This is a genomic window from Methylobacterium sp. C25 (genome assembly GCF_021352225.1).
Taxonomy (GTDB): Bacteria; Pseudomonadota; Alphaproteobacteria; order Rhizobiales; family Beijerinckiaceae; genus Methylobacterium.
On sequence record NZ_JAAUVI010000001.1, the window covers coordinates 334,832 to 361,245 of the forward strand.

23 protein-coding genes are annotated in these 26,414 nt (G+C 67.0%); 10 read left to right on the plus strand and 13 right to left on the minus strand.

Going from position 1 to position 26,414, the window contains the following annotated elements; all coding sequences use genetic code 11:
* Positions 1–104: 104 nt before the first annotated feature.
* Together HCU64_RS01575 and HCU64_RS01580 are read left to right on the plus strand one after the other, a co-directional pair.
* Positions 105–1,244 (plus strand): efflux RND transporter periplasmic adaptor subunit, encoded by a 1,140-nt coding sequence (locus HCU64_RS01575; RefSeq protein WP_233382038.1) that lies wholly within the window; start codon positions 105–107, stop codon positions 1,242–1,244.
* Between the two features lie 44 nt (positions 1,245–1,288).
* A complete protein-coding gene (locus HCU64_RS01580; RefSeq protein WP_233382039.1) occupies positions 1,289–4,486 on the plus strand; it encodes an efflux RND transporter permease subunit in 3,198 nt (1,065 codons plus the stop codon).
* A gap of 113 nt (positions 4,487–4,599) precedes the next feature.
* Here HCU64_RS01580 and HCU64_RS01585 read toward each other — a convergent pair whose 3' ends face one another.
* Positions 4,600–4,902, minus strand: a complete 303-nt coding sequence (locus tag HCU64_RS01585; protein ID WP_233382040.1) for a GCG_CRPN prefix-to-repeats domain-containing protein — start codon at positions 4,900–4,902, stop codon at positions 4,600–4,602.
* A gap of 403 nt (positions 4,903–5,305) precedes the next feature.
* Between HCU64_RS01585 and HCU64_RS01590 the strand changes: the two genes are divergently transcribed.
* A complete protein-coding gene (locus HCU64_RS01590) occupies positions 5,306–5,722 on the plus strand; it encodes an HIT domain-containing protein (protein ID WP_233382041.1) in 417 nt (138 codons plus the stop codon).
* Positions 5,723–5,724: 2 nt separating this feature from the next.
* Entirely contained in the window at positions 5,725–6,639 is a 915-nt protein-coding gene (nudC, locus tag HCU64_RS01595) for an NAD(+) diphosphatase (RefSeq protein WP_233382042.1), read from the plus strand.
* A 19-nt stretch (positions 6,640–6,658) separates the two neighbouring features.
* On the opposite strand, the gene modC is transcribed toward nudC, so the two are convergent.
* Positions 6,659–7,771 carry a molybdenum ABC transporter ATP-binding protein gene (gene modC, locus HCU64_RS01600; protein ID WP_233382043.1) on the minus strand — a complete coding sequence of 371 codons (1,113 nt, stop codon included), beginning with the start codon at positions 7,769–7,771 and terminating at the stop codon, positions 6,659–6,661.
* 53 nt (positions 7,772–7,824) lie between these two features.
* Here modC and HCU64_RS01605 point away from each other — a divergent pair, with 53 nt between their 5' ends.
* Positions 7,825–8,481 carry a glutathione S-transferase family protein gene (locus tag HCU64_RS01605; protein ID WP_233382044.1) on the plus strand — a complete coding sequence of 219 codons (657 nt, stop codon included), beginning with the start codon at positions 7,825–7,827 and terminating at the stop codon, positions 8,479–8,481.
* Positions 8,482–8,489: 8 nt separating this feature from the next.
* Here HCU64_RS01605 and modB read toward each other — a convergent pair whose 3' ends face one another.
* Positions 8,490–9,185: a molybdate ABC transporter permease subunit gene (gene modB / locus HCU64_RS01610; RefSeq protein ID WP_267922100.1), complete on the minus strand. Its 696-nt coding sequence runs from the start codon at positions 9,183–9,185 to the stop codon at positions 8,490–8,492.
* Between the two features lie 56 nt (positions 9,186–9,241).
* Complete coding sequence (locus tag HCU64_RS01615) at positions 9,242–10,609, minus strand: TAXI family TRAP transporter solute-binding subunit (protein ID WP_233382046.1); 1,368 nt, start codon at positions 10,607–10,609, stop codon at positions 9,242–9,244.
* Positions 10,610–10,995: 386 nt separating this feature from the next.
* Between HCU64_RS01615 and HCU64_RS01620 the strand changes: the two genes are divergently transcribed.
* Complete coding sequence (locus tag HCU64_RS01620; RefSeq protein ID WP_233382047.1) at positions 10,996–11,229, plus strand: hypothetical protein; 234 nt, start codon at positions 10,996–10,998, stop codon at positions 11,227–11,229.
* Position 11,230: 1 nt separating this feature from the next.
* Here the strand turns inward: HCU64_RS01620 and modA are convergent, their stop codons facing one another.
* Positions 11,231–12,037 carry a molybdate ABC transporter substrate-binding protein gene (gene modA, locus HCU64_RS01625; RefSeq protein ID WP_233382872.1) on the minus strand — a complete coding sequence of 269 codons (807 nt, stop codon included), beginning with the start codon at positions 12,035–12,037 and terminating at the stop codon, positions 11,231–11,233.
* 578 nt (positions 12,038–12,615) lie between these two features.
* Between modA and HCU64_RS01630 the strand changes: the two genes are divergently transcribed.
* Both HCU64_RS01630 and HCU64_RS01635 read left to right on the plus strand, forming a co-directional pair.
* Positions 12,616–13,554: a 50S ribosomal protein L11 methyltransferase gene (locus tag HCU64_RS01630; protein WP_233382048.1), complete on the plus strand. Its 939-nt coding sequence runs from the start codon at positions 12,616–12,618 to the stop codon at positions 13,552–13,554.
* Positions 13,555–13,565: 11 nt separating this feature from the next.
* Positions 13,566–15,398 (plus strand): aminopeptidase P family protein, encoded by a 1,833-nt coding sequence (locus tag HCU64_RS01635; protein ID WP_233382049.1) that lies wholly within the window; start codon positions 13,566–13,568, stop codon positions 15,396–15,398.
* Here the strand turns inward: HCU64_RS01635 and HCU64_RS01640 are convergent.
* The 7 genes from HCU64_RS01640 to HCU64_RS01670 all read right to left on the minus strand — a co-directional run bounded on the left by HCU64_RS01640 (position 15,395) and on the right by HCU64_RS01670 (position 22,496).
* Positions 15,395–15,565 (minus strand): hypothetical protein, encoded by a 171-nt coding sequence (locus tag HCU64_RS01640; RefSeq protein WP_233382050.1) that lies wholly within the window; start codon positions 15,563–15,565, stop codon positions 15,395–15,397. The genes HCU64_RS01635 and HCU64_RS01640 overlap by 4 nt on opposite strands.
* Before the next feature lie 44 nt (positions 15,566–15,609).
* A complete protein-coding gene (locus HCU64_RS01645) occupies positions 15,610–16,527 on the minus strand; it encodes a WecB/TagA/CpsF family glycosyltransferase (RefSeq protein ID WP_233382873.1) in 918 nt (305 codons plus the stop codon).
* Between the two features lie 14 nt (positions 16,528–16,541).
* Positions 16,542–18,110, minus strand: a complete 1,569-nt coding sequence (locus HCU64_RS01650) for a GumC family protein (RefSeq protein ID WP_233382051.1) — start codon at positions 18,108–18,110, stop codon at positions 16,542–16,544.
* Between the two features lie 211 nt (positions 18,111–18,321).
* Entirely contained in the window at positions 18,322–19,086 is a 765-nt protein-coding gene (locus tag HCU64_RS01655; protein WP_233382874.1) for a polysaccharide deacetylase family protein, read from the minus strand.
* Positions 19,087–19,099: 13 nt separating this feature from the next.
* Entirely contained in the window at positions 19,100–19,906 is an 807-nt protein-coding gene (locus tag HCU64_RS01660; protein WP_233382052.1) for a class I SAM-dependent methyltransferase, read from the minus strand.
* 215 nt (positions 19,907–20,121) lie between these two features.
* Positions 20,122–21,072, minus strand: coding sequence for a DUF6492 family protein (locus HCU64_RS01665; RefSeq protein ID WP_233382053.1), 951 nt, complete (start codon positions 21,070–21,072; stop codon positions 20,122–20,124).
* A 77-nt stretch (positions 21,073–21,149) separates the two neighbouring features.
* A complete protein-coding gene (locus HCU64_RS01670; protein ID WP_233382054.1) occupies positions 21,150–22,496 on the minus strand; it encodes a lipopolysaccharide biosynthesis protein in 1,347 nt (448 codons plus the stop codon).
* A 240-nt stretch (positions 22,497–22,736) separates the two neighbouring features.
* On the opposite strand from HCU64_RS01670, the gene HCU64_RS01675 reads away from it, so the two are divergent.
* Both HCU64_RS01675 and HCU64_RS01680 read left to right on the plus strand, forming a co-directional pair.
* A complete protein-coding gene (locus HCU64_RS01675; protein WP_233382055.1) occupies positions 22,737–23,681 on the plus strand; it encodes a glycosyltransferase family 2 protein in 945 nt (314 codons plus the stop codon).
* Entirely contained in the window at positions 23,678–25,048 is a 1,371-nt protein-coding gene (locus tag HCU64_RS01680; RefSeq protein WP_233382056.1) for an O-antigen ligase family protein, read from the plus strand. The genes HCU64_RS01675 and HCU64_RS01680 overlap by 4 nt, the downstream gene beginning before the upstream one ends.
* A 6-nt stretch (positions 25,049–25,054) precedes the next feature.
* On the opposite strand, the gene HCU64_RS01685 is transcribed toward HCU64_RS01680, so the two are convergent.
* Positions 25,055–26,152, minus strand: a complete 1,098-nt coding sequence (locus tag HCU64_RS01685) for a hypothetical protein (protein ID WP_233382057.1) — start codon at positions 26,150–26,152, stop codon at positions 25,055–25,057.
* Positions 26,153–26,414 lie beyond the last annotated feature (262 nt).

Below are 26,414 nucleotides of genomic sequence, written 5' to 3' on the forward strand. Positions count from 1 at the left end.
TGCCGATCATCCCCGACTCAGACGCCATTGCCGGCGGCAATGTGCGCAACCGCACAACACGACCCATCCCGAGCCTCTAGCGCGGGACCAAGGGAACATTAAAAATGCGTAACCTTCGGGTCTTCAGCCTTTTCACCATCGGCCTCGGTGCCGCGCTCGCTTCGCAGTCGGCGCTGGCGCAAGCTCCCGGCATGCCGCCGCCCGGCGTCACGGTCGCCAAGCCCGTGGTGAAGGAGATCGTCGAACAGGACCAGTATACTGGCCGCTTCGATCCGATAGAGCAGGTCGACATGCGCGCCCGCGTGACCGGCTACCTGGACAAGATCATGTTCCAGGACGGCGCGGACGTGAAGAAGGGCGAAACGCTCTTCATCATCGATCGTCGTCCGTACAAGGCGGCCCTCGAGCAGGCTCAGGCCGCCCTGACCTCCGCCAAGGCCCGGTTGTCGTTCTCGCAGACCGATCTCGAACGCGCCCAGGTGCTCGCGAAGGGCGGCAACATCTCCGAGCAGGTCACAGACCAGCGCCGGCAGGCCTCGCAGACCGCGCAGGCCGACGTCGACAGCGCCGAGGCCGCTCTGCGCAATGCCCAGCTCAACTACGACTTCACCGAGGTGAAGTCGCCGATCAACGGGCGCATCAGCCGGCGTCTGGTCACGGAAGGCAACATCGTCAGCGCCGACCAGACGCTGCTGACGACGATCGTCTCGCTGGATCCGATCTATTTCGGCTTCACCGTCGACGAGCAGTCCTTCCTCAAATACCAGACGAGCATCGGCATCGGCATGGGCGTGATCCAGCGCGGCAAGGGCGCAGCGGTCATGATCGCGCTGAGCGGCGAGAAGAAGCCGACGCACAAGGGTACGCTCGACTTCGTCGACAACCGCGTGGACAACCAGACCGGCACGGTGCTGCTGCGCGCCACCGTTCCGAATGCCGACAGCTTCATCAAGCCTGGCCTGTTCGGCATCGTCTCGATGCCGGCGACCAAGCCCTACCAGGGCGTCCTGATGCCCGATGACGCGATCTCGGCGAACCAGGACAAGCGGATCGTCTACATCCTCGGCGAGGGCAACAAGGTCACCGCCAAGCCCGTCACGCTCGGCCCCATCGTCGACGGCTATCGCGTCATCGCCGACGGCCTGAAGGGCGACGAGACCGTGGTGATCAACGGCATCGCCAAGATCCGCCCGGGGATGGAAGTGAAGCCCGAGACGAAGCAGCTCCCGCCGACGAAGGAATGAGGCGCCTACCCGTGTCCTGCGGCCCGGCGGCGAGAGGTTAGCCGATGCGTTTTGCCCACTTTTTCGTCGACCGGCCGATCTTCGCTTCGGTCACGTCGATCATCTTCCTGATCCTCGGCTTCGTCGCCTACGAGTCGCTGCCGGTCTCGCAATATCCCGAGATCGTGCCGCCGACGGTGACCGTGCGCGCCTCCTTCCCCGGCGCGAATGCCGAGACGGTGGCGGCGACGATCGCGACGCCGCTCGAGCAGGAGATCAACGGCGTCGACAACATGCTCTACATGACGTCGTTGTCGACCAACGACGGCAACATGCTGCTGACCGTGACCTTCAAGGTCGGCACCAACCTCGATATCGCGAACGTTCTCGTCCAGAACCGGCTCTCGGTGGCACAGCCGCGCCTGCCGCCCGACGTGCGCAACCTCGGCGTCACCGTGCGCAAGGCCTCGCCCGACCTGATGCTGGTGGTGCACCTGCGCTCGCCGAACCGCACCTACGACCAGAATTATCTCGCCAACTACATCTACCTGAATATCCGCGACGAGCTGCTGCGCCTCGACGGCGTCGGCGACATCACGATCTTCGGCGGCAACGAATATGCCGAGCGCATCTGGATCGACCCGAACAAGCTCGCGGCCTACGGCCTGACGACGACCGACGTCGTCACTGCGCTGCAGGAACAGAACGTCCAGGTCGCGGCCGGCCAGCTCAACGGACCGCCTGCCGCCACGGGCGCAGCCTTCCAGTTCGTCGTCCAGTCGCAGGGCCGCTTCAAGACGCCGGAAGAATTCGCCGACGTCATCGTCAAGGCCCAAGATGGACGCCTCGTGCGCGTGAAGGACGTGGCCCGCGTCGAGATGGGCCAGAAGGACTACACGACGAACTCGTTCCTCGACGACACCCCGGCTGTCGGCATCGGCGCCTTCCAGCGCCCGGGCACCAACGCCCTCGACGCGGCGGCCTCGGTGAAGGCCGTCATGGAGCAGGTGAAGAAGAACTTCCCGCCCGACGTCGAATACGCCATCGCCTACAACCCGACCGAGTTCATCGAGGAGTCGATCCACGAGGTCTACAAGACGCTGTTCGAGGCGGTCGGCCTCGTCGTGATCGTGATCCTGGTCTTCCTCCAGAGCTGGCGCACGGCGCTGATCCCGGTCATCGCGATCCCCGTGTCGCTGGTCGGCACCTTCGCGGCGATGGCAGCGTTCGGGTTCTCGCTCAACAACCTCACCCTGTTCGGGCTGGTGCTCGCCATCGGCATCGTCGTCGACGACGCGATCGTCGTGGTCGAGAACGTCGAGCGCAACATGCAGGAGGGCCTGTCGCCGGGCGAGGCCGCGCACAAGACCATGGACGAGGTTGGATCGGCAGTCCTCGCCATCGCCCTGGTGCTTGCTGCGGTGTTCATCCCGACCGCGTTCATCCCCGGCATCTCGGGCCAGTTCTACAAGCAGTTCGCGCTCACCATCGCGGCCTCGACGATCATCTCTGCCTTCAATTCGCTGACCCTGTCGCCGGCGCTTTGTAAGCTGTTGCTGGTGCCGCACCATGATCGGCCGAAGCCGAAGTTCTTCCTGACGCGGTTCGTCAACTGGCTCGCGGATTTGTTCAATCGCGGCTTCGACGCCGTGTCGAACTTCTACGCAGGCACCATCCGGGTCCTGACCAGTTCCATCATCGGCCTGCTGTTGATGCTGGTGGTTTATGCCGGCGTCATCTTCGCGACGCTGCATCTGGCGAAGACGGTGCCGACGGGCTTCATCCCCGATCAGGACCAGGGCTATCTGATCGGCGTGGTCCAGCTCCCCTCCGGCGCCTCCCTCGATCGGACGACCGAGGTCATCAACAAGGCCGCCGCCATTGCCCGAAAGGTCGACGGCGTGACCCACTCGGTCATCATCGCCGGCTTCGACGGTGCGACCTTCACCAACACCACCAATTCGGGCGTGATGTTCCTCACGCTCAAGGGGGCCAAGGAACGTGCCGAGACCGGACGCAGCGCCATGGTCATCACCGGCGACGTCCTGAAAGCCACCGCTGGCATCCAGGATGCGCGGATCATCGTGATCCCGCCCCCGCCCGTGCGCGGCCTTGGACAGGGTGGCGGCTTCAAGATGCAGATCGAGAGCCGGCAATCCTCTGCGATTGGCCCGCTTCTGGCCTCGACCGGCGAGGTCCTCGGGCAGGCCAATGCCGACCCGAACCTGACGCGCGTGTTCACGACCTTCACCAACGACACACCGCAATACTATCTCGATATCGACCGTACGGTCGCGCGCATGCTGAACGTGCCGCTCGCCAACGTTTTCAACACGCTGCAGGCGGCGCTCGGCGGAACCTACGTCAACGACTTCAACACCTTGGGCCGCATCTACCAGGTGCGTCTGCAGGGCGATGCGATCTACCGGCAGTCGCGGCGCGACATCGAGCAGCTCAAGGTCCGGTCCTCGACCGGGGCGCTGGTGCCGCTTGGGACGCTCGCCAACATCAGGGAGATCACCGGCCCGCAGATCGTGCAGCGGTTCAACCTGTACTATTCCGTGCCAGTGCAGGGCGTGGCGCGGCCGGGCATCTCGACGGGTCAGGCGCTCGACGCGATGGAGGCCGTCGCCAAGCGCGTTCTACCGGACGGGTTCGCCTACGACTGGACCGAGATCGCCTTTCAGCAGAAGGCCGCCTCGGGTACCGGAGCCTACGTCTTCGCGCTCGGCGTGCTGCTCGTCTTCCTCGTGCTCGCGGCACAATACGAATCCTGGGCGCTTCCGCTGGCGATCCTTCTCGTCGTGCCGACGGGCGTGCTCGCCGCGCTCTTCGGCGTGCAGCTTCGGGGGCAGGACAACAACATCCTGACCCAGATCGGCCTGATCGTGCTCATCGGTCTCGCCGCGAAGAACGCGATCCTGATCGTGGAATTCGCGCATGACATCGAGGAATCGGAGCGCAAGGGTCCGGTCGCTGCCGCTGTCGAGGCGTGTCGACTGCGTCTGCGCCCGATCCTGATGACGGCGTTCGCCTTCATCCTCGGCACGCTGCCGCTCGTCATCGCCACCGGCCCCGGTTCAGAGATGCGTCAGGCACTCGGAACGGCCGTGTTCTTCGGCATGATCGGCGCGACCTTCTTCGGTCTGTTCCTTACGCCGGTCTTCTACGTGGTGATCCGCCGCTTCGTGATGTGGATCGCGAAGATTCGCGGGAAGACCGAAGGAGACGATACGCATGGAGCTCGCCCGGCACACGGGTGAGCCACGTCTCGAACCAAAGCCGAGAGGCATGCAAAAAAGGCCGGCGAGCACGAAGCTCGCCGGCCTTTTTGGTGTCCGACGCGAGAGGCGCGAAGCCCTCGCGGCCGGTGTTCCTAGAAGAACGGGCGCGGACCGTAGAAGCCGTAGGGACGGTAGTACGGACGCGGGCGGTAGTAGCCGTAGGGACGATAGACTGGGCGGCCATAGAAGGGCCGCGGGCCATAGAAGTTCGGGCGGCAGACGCCCCATGGGTTCGGGTGGAATCCGGGGCCGCAACCGCCGGCCACGCGCTCGACATTGGCGCCGTCCGTCGCGCCGATCAGCCCTGGGCTGAGCGGGGCTGCACTCGCCGACGTCGCGAGACCGAGCCCGGCCGCGAGCGTCGCCGCGGTCGCGAAAATCTTCAGGTGCGTCATACTGGGACCTCCTCAACCATCCGGCATGCGGCGACCGCTGCCGGAGACTGAATCAAACACGGTTTTCCCTGAACGCCCGCTGAGCCGATCACGGCAACATCATGTTGACCATCGGCGCCAGCACGAGACCCGCCAGGAAAGCCACGGTGAGGAGCCGGGTGTATTGATTGCAGATAACCATGGGAACCCCCGCGGCTGGCCACGATCGGCACGATGCCAAAGCTGTGATCGTGCCGTCGTCGGCGCGTCTCGATTGCGCGGGTCTTGTTTCTCAGATCGGCGAGGTCTTGGTGGTGTTCCGGCACACGCGACACCGCCAAGCTCACAGATTTAGCCGGCTTTGCGCTGACGAAGGTGGGACGGCGGATTCCCTCCAGTCCCCGCGCGTCCTACATCGGGCGTGATGACAGCAGAATTCGCGCTCGATCCCCGCCTCCAGGCCGACACTGTCGCGGTGGGCGATCTCGCCCTCTGTTCCGTCCTGCTGATGGACGATGCCCGCTTCCCGTGGCTGATCCTGGTGCCACGCCGGGAGGATGTGAGCGAGCTGACCGATCTCTCGGCGGAGGATTCGGCGCTGCTGATGGAGGAAGTCCGCATCGCCATCGGCGTGATGCAGGCGCTGTCGAAGCCGGACAAGGTCAACGTCGCGGCCCTCGGCAACGTGGTGGCGCAGCTCCACGTCCATGTCGTCGGTCGGTTTCGCTCAGACCCGGCCTGGCCCGGACCGGTCTGGGGCGTCGGGACGCGTAACCCCTACCCCGCCCATGCCCGTGCGCAGCTGGTCGAGCGCGCCGGCGCCCTCTTCGCGGCGGCCTGACCATGACGGACGCCTTCGACCGCCTCGGCTTCGTGAAGAGCGCGCTCGTGCGCCACAGCGCCGAGCGAGAGCATGTCGCGATCCCACCCATCGACGCGCCGGGGACTGGCATTCTGCTGTTTGCCGGCGACCGCGTGATCCTGCGCTCCGGTGAGCCACCGACGGCCCTCCTCACGCCTGACGACTTTGCGCCGCCCCTACGCGAAGGCCTCATCGTGTTTCTCGGCCGGGCGGAAGGCCGCCCTGTCTTCGCCGTCGCGCTGCCGGAGGAGGCGGTCGAGGGGTTCTTGGAGCCCACATTCCGTGTTTCGGACCTGCGCGGCGTCGCGGCCGAGGGCGCAGTGGCAGCTGAAGAACTCGGCCTGCTCGCGACGGCGAAATCCGTGCTCGCATGGCATGGCCGCAATGGATTCTGCGCCAATTGCGGAACGGCAACCGAGGTGAAAGCCGGCGGCTTCCGGCGTGAATGCCCGGCCTGCGCGATGCATCACTTCCCGCGCACCGATCCCGTCGTGATCATGCTGGTGCGTCGCGGCGATACCTGCCTCATCGGGCGCGGCCCGCATTTTCCGGGTACCATGTATTCCTGCCTCGCCGGCTTCGTGGAGCCAGGAGAGACGATCGAGGATGCGGTCCGGCGCGAGACCTTCGAGGAAACGGGGGTCGTTGTCGGCGCGGTCCGCTACCGCGCCTCTCAGCCCTGGCCATTCCCCTCCTCGCTGATGATCGGCTGCATCGCCGAAGCGACGAGCGAGGCGATCACCATCGACCCGCTCGAGCTCGCCGATGCCCGATGGGTGTCGCGAGACGAGTTGCGCACGATGTTCGACGGCAGCCACCCCGAGGAGATCACCGCGCCGAAGCCGTTGGCGATCGCTCATCTGCTGTTGCGTGATTTTCTGGATGAGCGCGTCTGAGGATCACAGGATCCTGTGATCAGATCTCGACTGGCGCGCCGTGCCCCGTGCCGACGCCCTGCGGATCGAAGGCCACGCTCTTCACGATGGCGAAGACCTCACGACCCGGTGCCAGATCGAGATCCCGCGCCGATGCCCGCGTGACCCGCGCGGCAAGGATCGCGCCGTTGCAGTCGATCTCGACCATCACCGAGGCGCCGGTCTCGCGCATCGTCGTGACCTGCCCCGGGAAGACGTTGCGGGCGCTGAGCCCGTGCGGTGGCTCGGTCGCGATCAGCACGTCGCGGGCCGGAACACGCAGACGAACCTCGTTTCCCGGAGCGGCGCCGAGCCGAGGCACTGTGAGCGGACCGGCCGGTCCGCTCAGCCGCGTCAGGCCGGTCGCCTCGTCATGCGCGGCGACGGTCATGTGCAGGATCGCGCCGGCCTCGGCCGCGTCGGGAATCAGGTCGGGCCGGCGCAGGACGGCATCGGCCGATCCGCTCGCCGCGACGCGCCCGGCTTCCAGCACGACCACGGTGGAGGCGAGCCGCGAGACCTCGGCGACCGAGTGGCTGACATAGACGATCGGCACGCCGGCCTCGTCGCGCATCCGCTCGATATACGGCAGGATCTCGCTCTTGCGGGATTCGTCGAGCGCCGAGAGCGGCTCGTCCATCAGGAGCAGACGTGGCTTCGACAGCAGTGCCCGGCCGATCGCCACGCGCTGGCGCTCGCCGCCGGAGAGCCCTGCCGGGTGCCGCTCCAACAGGGGGCCAATGCCGAGCATCGCGACGAGGTTGTCCACCTCCGCTGTGGAGGTTTCGATGCCGCGACGGCGCGCGAACCAGCGGCCGAAGCCGAGATTGTGCCGGACGTTCAGATGCGGCAGCAGTCGCGCCTCCTGAAAGACGCAGCCGATCCGCCGGCGGTGCACCGGCACGCGGAGATGGCGCGCGCTATCCAGCAGCACTGTGCCGTCCACGGCGATCCGTCCATTGTCGGGCTGAGCGAGCCCGGCGATCAGGTGGATCACCGTACTCTTGCCGGAACCCGAGCGCCCGAACAGGGCGGTCAGCCCGGCACCGGCACTGAAGGCGACGTCCAGGGCGAATGAGCCGCGGCGCAGCGAAAGCTCGACGTCGATGGTCATGAACCGAGCGCCCCGCGCCGGACGTTGTCCGAAACCACAGCCAGGAGCCCTCGATGATCGTCGTCCACCACCTGGAGAACAGCCGCTCGCAGCGCGTGTTGTGGCTCCTGGAGGAACTCGGCCTCGCCTATGACGTGAAGAAGTATGCCCGCGATCCGAAGACCATGCTGGCGCCCCCGGAGCTTCGCGCGGTCCACCCGCTCGGTAAGTCGCCGATCCTCGACGACGACGGCACGATCGTCGCGGAATCGGGCGCCATCGTCGAATATCTGACCGCCCGCCAGGGGGGAGCCCTGGCACCCGCCTCCGGTACGCCCGATCACCGGCGCTACACCTATTTCCTGCACTACGCGGAAGGCTCCGCGATGCCGCCGCTTCTCCTCAAGCTCGTGTTTTCGCGGCTCGCGCCGGGAAGTCCGGCGCTGGTGCGCCCGCTGGTCCGGGCGATCTCGGCCAAGGTCATGGGCAGCTTCGTCAATCCGGACCTGCGCCGCCACGCCGCCTACTGGGAGAGCGAACTCGCCGACCGTCCCTGGTTCGCCGGCGATAGCTTCACGGCCGCGGACATCCAGATGAGCTTCCCGCTCGAAGCCTTTGCCTCGCGCGGCACCGGCGCGGGTCCGAAGGTGACGGACTGGCTGGCGCGCATCCATGCGCGCCCCGCCTATCGGAAGGCGCTGGAGAGGGGCGGTCCCTACGCCTATGCGTGAGGCCGCGCTCACTCCGCCAGCCTCCGACCGAGTCTCCGCGCCAGCAGTTCCGACAACAGCAGGGCGATCATCGACAGCCCGATCGAAATCAGGGTCAGGCGCATGGCCGCGGGCTCGCCGCCGGGCACCTGGGTCAGGGTGTAGATTGCCGACGGAAGCGTCTGCGTCTCGCCAGGGATGTTCGAGACAAAGGTGATGGTGGCGCCGAACTCGCCCATCGCCTTGGCGAAGGCGAGCACCGATCCTGCGAGAATGCCGGGCAGGCTCAGCGGCAGCGTCACCACGAGAAAGACCACGAGCGGCGATGCGCCGAGTGTCGAGGCTGCCTGCTCCAGCTTGGCATCCACCGCCTCGATCGAGAGTCGCATCGCCCGGACCATGAGCGGAAAGCCCATCACCGCGCAGGCGAGCGCAGCGCCGGTCCAGCGGAACGAGAACACGATGCCGATCTCGTAGAGCCAGGCGCCGAGAGTGCCCTTCCGCCCGAAGGTGACGAGGAGCAGGTAGCCCGTCACCACCGGCGGCATGATCAGCGGCAGGTGGATCAGTCCGTCGAGCAGGGCGTGGCCGGGGAACCGCTTGCGGGCGAGCAGCCAAGCCATTGCGAGGCCGGGAACGAGGCTCGCCAGGGTTGCCACTGCGGCAACCCGCAGGCTGAGCATGACTGCGGTCCATTCGTCGGGAGTCAGTCCGAAGCGGTCCAAGGTGCGGTGTCGGCTCTCAGCGGGGATGTGCGCTGTATCAGCCCGGACACAGCCCGTCAGTCAACGTTTCGAGCGCCAAGCATCGATGCTTGCCGTGCATCGAGGGGGCTGGCCTTGCGCATGAGCGTGGCGCGGGCCGTCTCGATGGCGATGGTCGCCGCGCCCATCGTGCGTGCCTCGACATGGCGATGCAGTGCGAAGCGCGCGACTTCGGCAGCAAGCCCGTCGATCTCGTCGGCGAGGGCCGTGAGACGTGCGGGCTCCGAGGCCTCGCCGGCCTGATCACGGATTTCGAGCAGCCGCTCCGTGGCGACCTCGATCCGCTCGCGGCGCACGCGCGACAGCCGCTGCCTGAGCCAGGCGAGGATCGAGCCGATGCCGCCGCCGAAGAACGCGATGAGGTAGATCCAGGTCTCGTAGCGCTCGATGAAGCTCTCCTGCTCGCGCTCGAAATAGTCGATCGCGCCGGGATGGATCGGCAGTTTGGCGCTCGTCGCCTCGGCGGTGGTCTCGTAGGCGGGCGCGCGGATAGCGTTCGCAGCCGAATTGGAAGCCGCCAGGCCGCCGCGCATCTCGAAGAGGTGCTGCGTCACCGAGGCCGCCACGCTGCGGGAGAGCGAGTCGCGTGCCATCAGCCGGTAGGTGGCGCCGATCGTGGTGATGTCCTCTGCGGGAAGCCGGGGATTCCCGCCGAACAGCCCGGCCGGAATCGTGACCGCGGAGAGCTTGGGCATCCGCTCGGCAAGCGCAGCGGTGTCCTGCTCGCCGATCAGTCGGACCTGATTGTCGGGACTTGCCTGCCGCACGATGCCGACGATGCGCCTCGCAGCAGGTGTGGTCGGCGTCGTTACGGTGACGACGGCGTCGATGCGCTTCTCCGACAGGGCCGTCGCTAGATCCTTCTCCTCCAATCCAATCAGGGCGACCCCGTCTACGGGGACGGGCTCGGCGGCGACCGTGATGCCGTCATGCTCCAGAAGCTCCGAGATCAGGGTCTTGTCGGCCGTGCGCTGCGCGATGAAGCCTAGGCGTTTCCCGGCGAGGTCGGGCATCGCAGCGATGCCGGATGCCTCCGGGGTGATCACGAGCACCGCCTGCTCCCGGAGGACTGCCAGCGTCAGGCCGTTCTCCGGCAAGGATATGTCGGGCCGGACGACGGCGAGATCGACGGCCTTCGTCCGCAGGGCCTCGGCGCTCTCGCGCACGCCATCGAAGGGCAGGATCTTGAGCCGGATGTCCTTGTTGCGAGCCCTCAAGGCCTCGGCATAGGCCTGGAGCAGCGCCGGCTCGGTGCCGCCTTTCGGCGCGACCGCAACTTTCAGGGTGGTCGCCCGTGTGGCGTAGAAGGTTGTGAAGCTCGCGACGGCCACGGCCGCGGCGAGGACGAGAAAGAGCGCCTCCCGCCGGATCCTCAATCCCACCATCGACCTCGTCGCCGCTCCCTGGAGCCAACGAGATAGGGTCGGGCCGTCCCGAGCGTGAGGTCTGTAGCCAAAGCCGCTGCAGTTTTACGAACGGCGATGCCGCTCATCTTCCTCCCACTCACACCCTCATCCCGAGGTTCTGCGCAGCAGCCTCGAAGGAAACTCCAGAGAGCGCTTCGATTCGAGATCGCCGCTGAGCACCGCCATCTCGGATGAGTGTTTAGCCGGGCTCTCGTGGCAGACTACAAAGGCTCGAAGCCCCTCCCAGTGCAGAATCCTCACGCGGCCCTAACGGCACGGGGTGTCGCGCCCCCTCGCATCATAACGGCCGAGCGCCCAGCTTATGGCCGCGGTTCCCAGTCGGATCGCGTGAACCCGAACGATCGATGCCCGTCTCCTCCCTCGTCACCGTACCCGGCCGACAACCGGTCACGATTGCCATGCCGAGTTTCATCGTCGGCCAGGACACCTCCGGCCGCTGGATCGCCGTCGAGACGCACGGCCTGGGTGGCGGCCTCTTCCGCAGCCGGGAGGACGCGCTGCACTATGCGCTCGCGGAGACACGTAAGCGCCCGGACGCGATTCTGATCGCATCCGGGCCGGTGGAGCTGCGGGTCTAGGTTACTTCGCAGCGCTGACGACGGTGAAACCCTGCTTCTCGAAGAAGGGCTTCGCCGCTGGGCTCTTCAGCCACTTCAGCAGCGCGACGCTGTCCTCGTTCGCGGAATCCTTGGTGCGGGCGATCGGGTAGACGATCGGCGAATGGCTGTCGGCCGGGAAGGTTGCGACCACCTTCACGCCTGGCTCGGAGACCGCATCGGACGCGTAGACGATGCCGAGCGGAGCCTCGCCGCGGGCGACGAGGAGCAGCGCGGCGCGGACGTTCTCGGCCTGCGCGATCTTATCCTTCACGCCGTCCCAGGCCCCGAGCTGGGTGAGCGCGGCCTTCCCGTACTTCCCTGCCGGCACGGCATCGACGTTACCCATGGCGAGGTGGCCACCAGCGAGTGCCTTGGCGAGATCGACACCCGGCTTCAGATCGACCGTGGTCGTCGAATCCTTCGCCGCGACGAGGACGATGGCATTGCGCAGCAGGTCCGTGCGCGTCTCGGGGCGGATCGTGTTGTTCTTCTGCGCGTAATCCATCCAGGCCTGGTCGGCGGACCAGAAGATGTCGGCCGGAGCGCCGGATTCGAGCTGCTTCGCCAGGGCGTTCGAGCCTGCATAGGAGATCTTGGCGGTCTTGCCGGTCTCCTTACCCCAGCTCGCCGTCGCCTCATCGAGTGCGTTCTTCAGACTCGCCGCGGCGAAGATGACGATGGGGGCATCGGCCGCCCGGCCCGGCTTGGCCGTGGCAAAGGATCCGAACGCCAGCGACAGCGCCAGAAGACCGGCAAGCCAAGAGCGGCGGGTCGATACTGCATGCATCACGATGATCGCGCCTCGATCGGAGCACGGCCACCTCGAAGGCACGACCGCACGTCACTCAATTCGACGAGACGCTCCCCACGGCGCGTCCCATTCCGGATCGGCGTTATGTCCGCTCGGGAATGACGCGACCATAGTGGTGTGGCAACGGTCCGCCAACCCGTCTGATGGCAGCACCGTACTGATAAGTGTCGGATCAACCTGCGGTTTCGTCGTCCGTCCGCTTCGTGCGATCCGAGCGGGCGAGACGGCTCAGCAGCACCAGGAGCGAACCGGGCATCGGCGCTTCGAGCGCCTCTGCCCCGAGCACCTCCTCCTGAGGCGAGCGAGTACGGCGGCGGCGACTGAGGACTCCCCGCATGACGACGGGGCTGCGGCGTAGGACTTTTCTTGCTTTCATGACGCATACTGTTGCTTCGGCGCCAGCCCGATCTGGGGTCGGAAGGTCGGGATGCCAAGCGGCGCCACCTTTTCCCCGATCGCTCAGGCAATGGACAATCTGCTCAGCCGTTGGGCGTTCCGTACCCCTTTCGCAAAATTCGTGGAGGGTAAGGCGCGTCGGTGGTACTGCGCCCGCCATGCTCGAAGGATTGCCCCCTCACCGCCCGACCCACGTGCTGCGCCTTTCGACGGACGAATCGTCGGCGCGCGCCATGACCGACGTGCTCGGCGAGATGTTCGATCCCACCGAGACCGCCGTCGCCGCCTTCGAGGTCGAAGGCACGACCACCTGGAGGCTCGAGGCCTATTTCGCCGACGAACCGGACGAGGACTTCGTCCGCGAGCTCATCCGCCCGATCATCGGCGAACAGGCGGACGAGGCCGTGTTCGACACGATCGAGCGGCAGGACTGGGTGAAGGCCTCACTCGAAGGCCTCAAGCCGGTGCGCGCCGGCCGCTTCCTGATCCACGGCTCGCACGACCGGGATCAGATCCGCTCCAATGATCTCGCCATCGAGATCGAGGCGGCGCTCGCCTTCGGCACTGGACACCACGGCACTACGCTCGGCTGCCTGCGGGCTTTTGCCGACAGGCTGAAGCGCGGCCGCCCGCGCCGGGTCCTGGACGTCGGCACCGGCACCGGCATCCTCGCCTTCGCTGCAGCGAAAGCCCTCCGCTCCACTGTGATTGCGGGCGATCTTGACCCGGAAGCGGTCTGGACCGCGAAGGGCAACGCCCGGCTCAACGGCATCGGCGCAAACCTGCGGCTCTACGAGGGCCCCGGCGTGCGCCACGCGCTGGCCGATCGTTCGCGGCACTTCGACGTCGTCTTCGCCAACATCCTGGCAAAGCCCCTCAAGAAGCTCGCCCCGACGCTCACGGCGGTCGTGGCGGATGACGGTATCCTGATCCTTTCCGGACTGATCGAGCGCGATGTCCCCGGCGTTCTCTCCACCTACCGGCACAGGGGATTTCACCTCGCCAGGATGGGCGTGATCGAGGGCTGGGCGACCCTGGTGCTGCGCCGGGGCGGAGCGGCGTCGAGCCGTGTTGCCCGGCACCGGCACGCCGCGTAACGCTTCGGGGCATGACGAGCCCGCGCCGCCGCTTCCAGACCTTCGAAGATTCGAGCCATCGCAAGGGCGCCGAACGCGTCGCGGCTTTGCGCGCCGCCATGCGGGAGGCCGGCATCGGCGGCTTCGTGGTGCCGCGCGCCGACGAGCATCAGTCGGAATACGTTCCGGCCAATGCCGAACGGCTCGCTTGGCTGACGGGCTTCACGGGTTCTGCCGGAACGGCGGTCGTGCTGGCTGACAAGGCGGCGATCATCGTGGATGGCCGTTACACGCTTCAGGCGCCCGAGCAGGTCGATACGGCCGTGTTCACGGTCGTGCCGCTGGCGGACAAGACGCCGGATGCCTGGATCGCCGAGACGATCTCAGCCGATACGGTGCTCGGCTACGATCCCTGGCTCCATACCGCCGATGGCGTCGCACGTCTGGAGCGAGCCGTCGCCAAGGGCGGCGGCTCGCTGAAGGCCGTGTCGAATCTCGTCGACGCCGTCTGGGCCGGGCGACCGTCGCAGCCTGCGGGGCGCGTCGTCCTGCATCCCCTCGCGCATTCTGGCGAAGACGCCGAGGCGAAATTGGCCCGCATCCGGGAGAAGCTCGCAGCAGCCGGAGTCGACGCGCTCGTCATCTCGGACCCGCACAATCTCGCCTGGGCGTTCAACCTCCGGGGCGCGGACGTGGATCACACGCCCCTGGCGCTCGGCTATGCCATCGTGCCGCGTGAGGGGCGACCGAGCCTCTTCTTGAGTTCGGGCGACGTCGCGCCGGACGCGAGGACGACACTCGGTGCGCTTGCCGAACTCGCGCCGCGCGCTTCATTCGAACAGGCGCTCAGCGCGCTCGCGGGCCGCCCCGCCAAGATCCGCATCGACGTCGCGACGGCGGGCGCCGCACTGAAGGAGATGATCGCCTCGGCCGGCGGCACCGCCGATGTCGGTCCCGATCCCATCACCGTCATGAAGGCGATCAAGAACGAGGCGGAGATCGCCGGCTCGCGCGCCGCCCATCGGCGTGACGGCGTCGCCGTAACGCGCTTCCTAGCCTGGCTGCAGCGGGAAGGCAGCAACGGCATCGGCGAGATCGAGGCCGTCGAGGCGCTGGAGGATTTTCGTGCCGAGGGTGGGCTGCTGCGCGAGGTATCGTTTCCGACGATCTCGGGCTCGGGACCGAACGGCGCGATCGTGCATTACCGTGTCACCACGGCCAGCGACCGGCGGGTGCGACCGGGCGAACTCTTCCTGATCGATTCAGGCGCTCAATACGCCGACGGCACCACGGACATCACCCGCACCGTCGCGATCGGCACGCCCACGGCCGAGATGCGCGACCGCTTCACGCGGGTGCTGCAGGGGCACATCGCCATCGCGCGCGCGGTGTTTCCGAAGGGAACCACAGGGGCGCAGATCGATTCCTTCGCGCGCCGGGCGCTCTGGGAGGCCGGGCTCGACTTCGACCACGGCACCGGCCACGGCGTCGGGTCGTTCCTGTCCGTCCACGAGGGGCCGCAACGCATTGCGAAGACCGGCGCAGTGGCGCTCGAAGCGGGCATGATCCTCTCGAACGAGCCAGGCTACTATCGCGCCGGCGCCTACGGCATCCGCATCGAGAACCTGATCCTCGTGGAGGAACGCTCGATCACGGGGGGAGACCGGCCGATGCTCGGTTTCGAGACGCTGACCCTCGCGCCGATCGACCGCGCGCTGATCGAGCCGTCACTGCTCTCCCCGGCAGAGGTCGAGTGGCTCGACGCCTATCATGCGCTCGTGCGTCAGACGCTCGGACCTGAGCTCGATGCGGACGTCCGTGCGTGGCTCGACGAGGCGACCCGGCCGATCGGGCCAGCAGCCTAGACTCCCGCCCATTCCAGCGCCCGCCAGACACCGCAGGCGATCAGCGCCCACCAGGTGATGGTCAGGGCGCCGGCTCCAATCAACCCGGTCTTGAACAGGCGGTCATGGAGACCGTCCTGGCGTTTTGCCGGGCTCGGCTCCGTCGCTGTTTGAGCTGATTCGGACACGTGCCGCTTTCCTCCGGAATGGGCTTTGGCTGAAACGGGAGACGTCATGCGCCGTTCGCGTCGGTCGGGAGATCGGGCGTGATCGGACTCGGAACCGCGCCGGCGGCTCGCCGCACCCATTGCGGCATCCGCTGCACGAGGCGTCGGCGGAACCCAGCACGGATCTGAGAGACGGTGCCGCTCCGAGAGACGAGCAGCAGCATCGCGTGCGGGTTCGTCGTGAGGTAGCGCCAGAACAGCCGGGCCGGCTCTTCCTTGATCCGCCAAGCCCATTCGAGCCCGAAGCGCTGCATCCAGTCTGGCGCGCGCGCGCGGCTTCCCGACAGGAAATTGAACAGCCCGCCCGACGTCTTGATCAGCCCGACATTCGTCAGCAGCGGGCCGAACTCGTAGACGAAGATCTGCTCGCGCGGCACGCCGAGGGCGAGCCAGAGGATATCCGGCGCCAGCGCATCGATCTCCCGGATTTTTTCGCGAAGTGCCTCGCCCTTGAGATAGCCGTGCGAGTGGCCGACGATCCGAATGCCGGGATGAAGGCGGCGGACGTTCTCGACCGCGCTGCGGTTCTCCTCTTCGCTCGCACCGAAGAGGTAGAAGGAGAGATCCCGCTCCACTGCGCCGCGCGCGACGCTGTGGAAGAGATCCGTCGTGGCCACGCGCTCCGGCAGCGGATGTTCGCCGAAGAAGCGGGAGGCAACCACCATGGGCTGGCCGTCGGCGTTGATGAGATCGGCCTGCGCCAGCATTCGCGCGAAGTCTCGATCACGGGCATAGCGCGACAGAACCTCTCCGTTGGCCGATGTCAGGAACAGCGGAAGATTGGGCCTGGGATGGCTCTCCGCGGCAGAGATCATCAGGTCCGCCATCTCCTGCATGCCGAGTACGGCGATCGGCATGCCGCCGAGCTTCGTCGCGGTCACGTCGCGAACGAGGTCACGGGAATGGGGGGCGACGGGCGCCATCGCGAGGCCCGCGCTCACAGGTAGCCTCCCACGGTCGCGGGCAGGCGCTCGCCACCGACGATGGTAACCGCATTCGGGCGGCGGCGGCGTGCGGCCGAGATCGCATCGAGGGTGCTATCGCCTGCCTCGCGCGAGGCACGCATCTCGCCCTTCAGCCACTCCTCGGCGAGAGCCAGCGCGATGCCGAGCAGCAGGCCGGCGACGAGCCCGAGCATGGCGAGCGTGCGCGCGGGCGGTGGGTAGCTTCGATTGAGCGGCTTCACCGCCTGCGTGATGATGCGGGCGTTGCTGACGTCGAGCCGAGCCTGCTGCCCGGTTTCCCGAGCACGCACCAGGAAGGCTTCGTAGACCGCGCGACTGGCATCGACCTCGCGATCGAGTTCGCGAAGCCGGATCGAGGCCTGAGCGAGGCCGACGGTCTTGCCCTTGGCCGCGTCGAAGCTCTTCTCGAGCGAGGTCACAGTTGCCTGTGCGCGGGCGAGATCTGTCTTGGCGGCCTGCGCGTAGCGGGCGATCTCCTGGTCGATCAGGCGTCGAGAGAGCTGAAGCTGCGAGGCGATCGAGGTCACCTGCGGGTGGCGCGGCCCGAGATCATGGGCGAGCTCGGCCTGCTTGCGAGAAAGCTCGGCGTACTGGGTGCGCAGGGCCGTGATCGCCTGGGAGGCGAGCGCATCCTCGGTCGCGCCCGCGTCGATGCCGGCGGCCTGCATGCGCTGGACCTGGTCGACCCGGGCCTGCGCGTCGGCGGCACGGACGCGAGCGCCGGCGAGTTGCGCGTTCAGTTGCGTCAGCTGCTGGTCGGTGACCAACACGTCGCGGGTGCCGATCAGGCCGTTCTCGGCCTTGTAGGCCTGAACCCGGCTCTCGGCGCGATTGACGTCCTCGCGCAGCTCGACGAGCCGGGACGAGAGGCCTGCGCTGGCGCGATTGGCCGCCTCGGCCCGGTTGGCGACCTCCTCGGCGAGGTAGGAGTCCACCACCGCGTTGGCGATCCTTGCGGCCTTGTCGGCATCGCGCGAGGTCGCCTCGACATCGACGATGAAGGTGCGGCCGGTGCGGCGCACGGCGATGCGCTTCGAGAGAGCATCGAGCGCGGCAGAGAAGTCGGCGGCCGCATCTGGGGCGGGCGGCGGGGATTGGCCGAATTTCTGGGCCAGAGCGGCGAGCGGGCCGACCGCGGCTCCCCCTCCGACGAATTCCGGATCGTCCGTCAGGTCGAGTGCTCGGACGACGCGGCCGAGCACGTTGCTCGACGTGATCACCTGCGCCTGGCTTTCGACGATGGTCAGGAACCCGCCGGAATCCTGCCCGGCCGCCGTCAGCTCCTTGTCGAGGAGGCGGAGATCGCGAGGGTCGATATAGAGCTGCGCCTCGGCCGTGTAGCGCGGCGTGAGCATCTTGCCGACCGCGAAGGCGAGCCCCGTGCCGAGGATCGCGCAACTCGCGATCAACAGCGCGCGGCGCCGCAGGAGGGCAAGAACGTAGCGGACCGAGGGACCGCGAGGTGCCGTCGTTTCACCCGCCCCCCGGCGCCGCTGAAGAGCGGTGCTGTTGCGCGGATCGACGTCATCGTAAACCAGCATCGAAAGGCTCCGGTCGAGACCGGCAACGGGACATGTCCCGGAACCGGATCGTCGGCGTCTCCCTCGAACGGACCTGCCTCAGAGTGAGACAGCTTCCGCGTCTGGGCGCCGCGACAGTCTCGAGGTCGCAACCTGCGAACCACCGGAGCAAAAGCTGAGGTTGGCAGGGATCGCCGCGCGTCGATGTGGTTAAGAGAGCGTTAAGCGCTCGTCAGAGCGAGCGGCGCAGGGCCTCGGCGACGGGCACGCACGCAATGCCGCGGTCGCTGGCTGCGCGCAGGGCTGCCTCGAGCAAGGCAGGCGAACACCCATACGGGCTCGGGTTCTCGACGACGTCGTGACCGTAGAAGACGAGCCAGCCCTTCTTCTCCAGGGCCTCGTCCATCATCCGCGCGATCCGGGCGGCGTCCGTCCGTCCATCCATCAGCGGATGGGCGTTGAGGAGTTGCAGGTCAGCCCTGCCGACGTTCAGGCCAGGCACGATGCCGCGGCTGGTCCGGTAGATCGAGGCGAGCGTCTTCTTGGCCGCGAGCGAACCGAACCCATAAGGAAGGGCGAAGCTTTCGAGGGTCAGGCCGGGCACGATCGCGCGCAGGCAGGTGGCGTTGCGCTGGGATTCCGCGACGATGTCCTGGGAGCGGAGATTGGGCACGAAGACGTGCGAGTAGGTATGGCTGCCGATCTCATGACCGGCCTCGTGCAGGGCCACGATTTGATCCGCATCCGCGACGCGCCAATGCAGGGCCTGCGTCCCGATCAAGCCGCCAGAGATATAGAAGGTGCCTCTGGCGCCATGAGCCTCCATCATCTGCGCGCCTGTCGTGGCGGCGCAGACGGGGACGTCGTCGAAGGTGAAACTGACCAGCGGCGTCGCGGGGGCAAGCGTCGCCGGAGAGGTGCGCAGGTGCCGGGCAAGACGATGCGTCAGGCGTGCCCGCCAGTTGGCGGCACGCGCGACGTCACCATCCAGCGGCACCGTGAGCAAGCGACTACTCCGCCGCGACGCGCGCATCCGCACGCTTGCGCAGGACGAGGTGATAGTCGCCGTGGCGGAGGTTCACCCGGTTGAGCAGCAGCCCGTTGACCAGGCCCGTGATCCCGTCGACCACGATCGAGAGGGCTCGATGGCGCACACGCATCTCCGCGAAGCGCGGGCTCTCGTAGACGCGCTCGTAAACGGTCTCGAAGCCGCGCGCGGCCATGAAGGCCTTGAGGCGGGCCGGCAGGACCAGCGGATGATAGTGGACCGGGAACGGTGCCTCACCCGGCTGCCCCGCGCGTTCGTTTCCGCGGATGTGGCGGTAGAACCAGACGTGGAACCAGTGCGGCGAGTGCTTGGTCACGAGCCCCGAGAGCGAGCGTGGGTGCGGAGCGCCGATCAGAATGAGACCACCGGGCTTCACGGCTCCCGCAAAGCACTCGAGCGCGGCGTCGACCTCGGGCAAGTGCTCGATGACGTTGTAGCTGGTGATGAGGTCGATGCTCTCGGCCGGCAGGCGATGGGTCTGCACGTCGCCACAGATCCGGGTCTCGGCATAAGCGTTGTTGAAGATCTGGGTCGGGTCGATGTCGACGACGGTGACGCTGGAGCGCCTCAGGAGCGCTGCCGGCAGGTAGGAGGCTGCACCGCCGCCGGCCTCGTAGACCGAGACCTTGCCGGCCGGCAGAAGCTTCTGCAGAACCGAGTGGACTTTGGCGAGGCTATAGCCCGCCTCGCCCGCAGGCATCTCGGTGTCGTGGTGCAGGTCGCTTTGGGCGATCGGCATCAGCCCATCCGCCGCGATCGTCTGATGCATGATCAATCCTCCATCGTCGAATGATGTCTGTCCTGGTCGAGGACAATTTTTTCATCTGCCGCAGCGATGGAGGTCCCGATTTGAAGACCGAGCACCGCTTTTGGCAGAGTACGGGTTATTTTTCCACCTACAGATCAGAGCTTTGCGCGAAATCCGCGTGCAACTGTCCAATATCGCACGTGCACCGAAGCTATCGCTGCACGTCAGTGTTGCCTTCAGGCAGCTTCCGTTCGACTTTTTTGTTTCGATTCTGACGGTTCGGAATAAAAAGTATCGAGAGCCGTGCGGATCGTTGCGAGCGGCGTCGACCCGAACGACTGGATGCAGAAGGCCCTTTCGCGCGGGGTCGCCGCGCGCAGCATCGCGAGGATGTCGGCAACGTTCAGCTCATCCGCATCCCAATGCGTGCGAGTGAAGCTCTCGCCGGTGGGCGCATGCCGGGCCAGGGCGGCCGGCGAGGTCACCACGAAAGCGCCGTAGATCATATACTCGGAGAAGTCGCGGTCCCGGCACATGGCCGCGACCCAGTTGCGCCCGGAGACGCTCTCCATGCGCGCGATCATCGCGCGGATGGTCGCCTGATCCCAGACGATGATCTGGTCGATGTAGTCGTCGGCCGGAAGCGACGGCTGCGGCGTCGCGAGGAGCCGCGCGGCCGTGGCGACCCAGAGCTTGTGGCGGGGACGTGCCTCGGTGACGCCGCCGGGATGCACGTGGAACGGCGTCGGGTTGGGATCGGCGATCTCCGCGGCGTCGAAGTCCTTGAAGAAGTAGATGTCGGAGTCGATCAGGCAGAAGCGCTCTTCGGGCAGTGAACGCACCGCCTCGATCTTCACGATCTGCTGGATATGCCAGCCGCTGATTGGCTTGCCGTGGGTGGACCACCAGTAGCGGCGTCCGCGCCAGCGAAGCGCCGGGATCGGTCGCAGCCAGCGCGGCACGAAGCGCGAGAGCGGCAGGATCTGGCGATCGGCGCGCGCATACGGCGCGAAGAGCGGCACATCCTCGTCGTCGACGATGACGTAGTGCTGTCCGCGGCGCGGCACGTGCCGGTCGATGCTGTCGAACAGCAGCGCGCAGCGCTTGAGATCTCCGCGATGGCTGAGGGTGACCAGGCCGACGGTCTCGGGGCGCCCCTGCTCCGGTGCTCCGGTTTGACTCTGCATGCGCGCCTCCATCAGTCCGGGGCCGTTGCGAAAGGCCGGTCTCCCGCCGACCGAGAAAGGGATGATCGGACCCGCGCTCATGATGCAGCGTTCCTGGTCAACAGGCCGTACACGGCCACGAAGGAAAGGGCGTAGATTGCCGCGAAAACACCATTCAGCCATGGCGCCCAATCGGCCGTCGACGGCAGAGCGGTGATCAGCAACGCGACGGCGGCGGCCTTGATGACCACCAGTGCGGCGGTCACGACGGCCCGAAGACCCATGTTTCCAAAGGCGAAGAACAGCTCGCTGTGGAACTCGAGCAGGTTTCGGACGGCAGGCACGAGGAGGATGACCGTCAGCATCCCGTAAGCCGACGAGACGTTGGCGCCGAGGATGGTCGGCCAGAGCGTGAGCAGCACGATGAGGGCGAGCAGACCGCCGGTAGAGACACCCGCGACCAATGCCTCGATCTTGAGGCTTTCGCGGATCAGCGCCTTGGTCGCCCGACCCGCCTGGATGAGCTTGCGCGAGTACATCATGAACATCGGCCGTAACGGCACGCCGGTGAGGTCGATGAGCCTGATCGAGATCGCGTAGATGCCCGCGGCACGCTCGCCCGCGAGCGAGAGGATGATCACCTTGTCGATCTCGCCCTGCGCCAGGAACATGCAATAGGACACGGCGAAGAACAGCCCGTCGCGCAGCTTCGCCTTGAGAAGTCTCGGACGGAACCGCATGCGGATTCGGGGGTGGAAGACAGCCACCAGGACGACGACGGCGATGAGGTTGCCGACGAGGTAGTAGAGGCTCCAGGTCTCGGCGCTGCCGCCGCCCATGGCCCAGAACGCGACCGCGGCCGCGGCACGGAAGCCGACAGGCAGTGAGACGAGGGTTGAGGCCGCGCCGAACCGGCCGAGCCCGTTATTGACCTGGACGAGAAGCTCGATCTGCCGCCAGAGTGCCACCTCGACGATGATGATCGCGAAATAGCCCGGCAGGGCGATCACGTGACTGAACAGGGCGATATAGAGCAGCCAAGCCGTCGCCAGCATGATCGGCAGGGCGGCGGCGAAACACACGTAATAGGCCGCGAGATAGCCGCCGAGCGATGAGCGCCGGCCAGCGGCCGATCGCATGACGAAAGCCTGGAACCCGAAGCCAGCGAAACAGCCGATCAGCACGCCGGTCGCCGACACCGTGGCGAACACGCCCATGTCGGCGAGGCTCAGAGTATTGGCGAGCAGGAAGAAGTAGACGACCTGCAGCCCGAGGCGCCCGCCCGAACCTGCGAGGAGCTGGAAATATCCGAGCGCAGCCTTCCGGTGCGACGCCCACTGCTCGGGCAGTAGCCGTGCCGGATTGAAGCGACGTCCCGAAACGGGTCGCTCCGTGACGGTCGTCGCTCCGATAAGGGTCGGATTTCGGGACAGAGTTGCGCTCATGGCCGGACTGTCCGCAGGCCGCGTGCCAGACCCATGACACCAAGCGTGGGACGTGCCGGATGCCCTGTTGGACGGTCACACGGCTTCCCTCGCGGGCCACGCGTTCCGGACGCCATGCAGCGCGATATGCGCGCCGCGGCCTCCACGGACCCGAACTTGCAATTCGGGTGGCATGAGAGCCGTCGAGGTTTCGCAATGACACAGCCCTGTCCCACGCGACGGCAGATGCCGGAGGGCGTCATGACCAATACGAGCGACATCGACATCGTCGTCTGCGTGCCAACCTTCCGCCGGCCGGACTGGCTTGCGCGCACGCTCGATTCGCTGATTGCGCAGAGCTGCCGTCGGCCCTTCGCGGTCGTCGTCGTCGAGAACGACGCCGTCGAGCAGCAGGGCGCGGACGTCGCCGGGGAGTATTTCTCGGCAGGCCATCTGCGCGGCCTCACCCTGATCGAGCGGAGCCAGGGCAATTGCCACGCGATCAACGCAGCCTTTTCGGCCGCGCTCAGCGCCTTCCCGGCCGCACGCTACTTTCTGATGATCGACGACGACGAATGGGCCGAGGCGGGCTGGCTCGAGGCCATGGTCTCCACGGCCGAGCGGACCGGTGCGGGCATTGTCGGAGGTCCGGTCATGCCGCAGATCGCCCGCGGAGGTTCCCCCGCACTCGCCCAGCATCCGGCATTCCGGCCGGCCTTCGACACGAGCGGCCCCGTGCCGAGGATTTACGGAAGCGGCAATTGCCTGATCGCCCGCACCACCTTCGAGCGGCTGGGGCTGCCCGCTTTCGACGTGGCCTATAACTTCCTCGGCGGCGGCGACACGGATTTCTTCGTGCGCGCCCAGCGGGCCGGCATCCCGTTCCAATGGGTGCAGGAGGCGGTGATCCGCGAGACCGTGCCGCTCGCCCGCACGACGATGCGCTGGCTGGCGACGCGCGGCTTGCGCATCGGCGCGATCAATCACCGGATCGAGCTGAAGCATGCCGACGGCGGCCCGGAACGGATCGCCATCGCCGCGAAATCCCTCGGCGTGCTGGCCATCTCGATGGTTCGGGGGCTGCGACTCCTCGCCGAGACCCGCCAGCCGAAGATCGCGCTGCATCCCCTGCTCGTCGCCTTCGGGCGATGCCTCGCCGCGGCAGGCATCGAGCCGCAGCAGTATCGCGCGGCGGCGCCGAAATGACCCCGAAGCAACCAGCCTTCGGGATACGGACGGCGGCGGCAGCGCCGTTGGGAGACGCCAACGCGGCCACAGTCACGCTGGGCCAAATCGGCGAGCTTGCCGCCGGGCTGCCGATTCTGCGGCTCGTGCGGCAGGCTCTGTTTCTGGCCATCCTTCTGCTCGCGCTGATCACGTTGAAGCCGTTCGTCGACCTGTCGCGGCTCGAACTCGGCGACATCGTCACCGGCCAGGAGACGATGACCTACGCCATCTTCGGCACGTTCGCGCTCGCCGCCCTGCTGCTTGCGATGCGCGAGCATGCCCCGGCGCTCACCTCGCTGATCACACCGACGCATCTCGCGCTCGCGGCGTGGCTCGCCATGAGCGTGATCCTGTCCCAGGACCATGGCACTTCGGCCAAGCGTCTGGCCCTGACGGCGGCGGTCATGCTGATGACCGCCTGCCTGCCGCTGCTGGCCCAGACCCGCGCCGAGCTTCGCAACCTGCTCGCGATCACCGCGCTGGCGCTACTGGCCCTGTGCTACGTCGGAATGATCGTAGTCCCTGACCTCGCCATCCATCAGGCGCACGACCTGCAGGAACCGGGACTGGCGGGCAATTGGCGGGGCTCCTTCGGCCACAAGAACGCGGCCGCCGCCGTGATGGCGATGCTGCTCTTCATCGGTGTCGCCGTCTTCCGAGCGGGCGGACGGGTCTCCGGACTGGCGATCCTCGGACTGGCCTGCGTGTTCCTCGTCGGCTCCGAGGGCAAGAGCGCCTTCGCGCTGAGCCTCGTGGTCTTCGGGCTGACCGGCGCTTTCGCCGTCATACGGAGCTTCGGCGGCCGGGTGCTGATCGCAATCGGCCCCGTCCTGATGCTCAACGTCTTCACGATCGGAACGGTGATGAGCGACGGCCTAGCCTCGGTCGTCGCGGCGCTGCCGGTCGACTCGACCTTCACCGGCCGTACCGACATTTGGCGCTTCGCGATCGAGACCATCGCCGCGCGGCCGATCACCGGCTACGGCTTCGCCGCGTTCTGGGGCACCCAGACGGTTCGTGACGTGTCGGAGGAAGGCGCGACGTGGGCCGGCTACGCCAGCCATAGCCACAACGGCTATATCGACACGACGTTGACGCTGGGCGCGGTCGGCCTGGTCCTGCTGCTGGTCGTCTTCGTGCTCGGGCCGCTGCGCAACTACCAGAAGCTGCAGTTCGAAACCGGCAATACCGGCCCGTTTGCGACGATGTTCCTGCAGATCTGGCTGTTCGGCATCCTGCTGTCGTCGATGGAGAGCTTCTTCTTCGACCGCAGCGACGCGATCTGGATCATGTTCCTGTTCGCGACGTTCGGGTTGCATTACCTTGCGCGGTTCCGAATACGCTGAACGAGGTCAGCTCAACTTGCCGCGCAGCACATCCGCCGCATCCCGGAACCACGTACGCCGGTCGAGATCGGGATGGCTGGTCGGACGGGCGCGCGCAGCCAGAACATGTTCCGCATAGGCATCCGAACCAGCATCCCGCGGCACGAGCACGATCGCGCCGCTGTCGAGAAGGGCCCGGTAGCGCGGATGGTGGTCGAACTCGTCCGGCAGCGCCGGAGCCGTGACGACCACCGGCCGGCCAGCCTGAACGGAAGCCAGTACGCTGGCGCGGCGCGCGGTCAGACCCTCTGGCAGCACGTAGGCGAAGGCATCGACTGTCTCGAACAGGCCGAACAGTTCCTCGGCCGAGGCCACATAGCCCGAGACGATCACGTCGTCCGCCAGACCCGAGGCTGCGACCTTGTCGCGGAAGATGTCCTCGATCCCGTCGCTCGCCTTGATGAAGGAGCCGATGAACACCAGGAGCGGAGCGGCGCCGCGCGCCTTCAAGGCGGCCGCGATGTCGAGCACTGCCTCCGGCTGCTTTCCGGGATAGATCGAGCCGAAATGGCCGAGGACGAGCCGTCCTTCGCGCCGCGCATCGAGCAGGCGCTGGCGCAACGGGCTGTCGGCGACGCTGGCCGGACGCGCCAGGTTCGGCGGCACCGGCATCAGCGCGGCCCGGCTCGCGAGAGAGCCCACCAGCGGGTCGGCGGCCAGCTCCTCGCGCACCTGCGGCGAGACCAGAAAGATCGTGTCGGACAGGAGCAGGATGGGTCTCAGAACGAGACGGCGCAGTCGATGCAGCCCGGCCCATTCATGGAGGACGGTCACGCATCTGCGCCGACGAAGCTTGGCAAGTGCGTAGATCGCCAGCGGGCCGAACAAAGCCTGCTTCCAGGCCACCACCGGGAAGTTCGCGACCACCGCATCCGCCCGCCCGAGGGCGCGCCAGGTCTCGGCGAGGCGAAACGCGCGCGGCTCGACCGTGAGCGCAGCGTGCCGGTTCGGCTCGCCATCCTGCAGGCTTTCGAGAAGCAACCGGCTGAAATCGCCGATGCCGCACGGCGGCTTGCCACTGCCGAGCAGGTGAAGGCTCGCCGGCGACCGATCGGCTGAGGGCATGGACGGCGTCACGGAGGGATCTCGCACCGGGCGCAGTGCCCGCACGGCGTCGGAGCCTGACCGAATTGCCTTACGAAATGCTTCGAAGGGTCCGAGCAGCGTCGTGGGCTCTCATCTGGCCGCAAAAACAAGACAGGCGATCCGGCATCGCGGTTGCGACCCGGTCGGCACACGCCGCCTTTCACGGGCCGAACGTCCGAGAGCGGGTCAGGCGTGTGCCGGAACGAGACCGATTGCCGGCCACGTCGACGAACGAGGACAG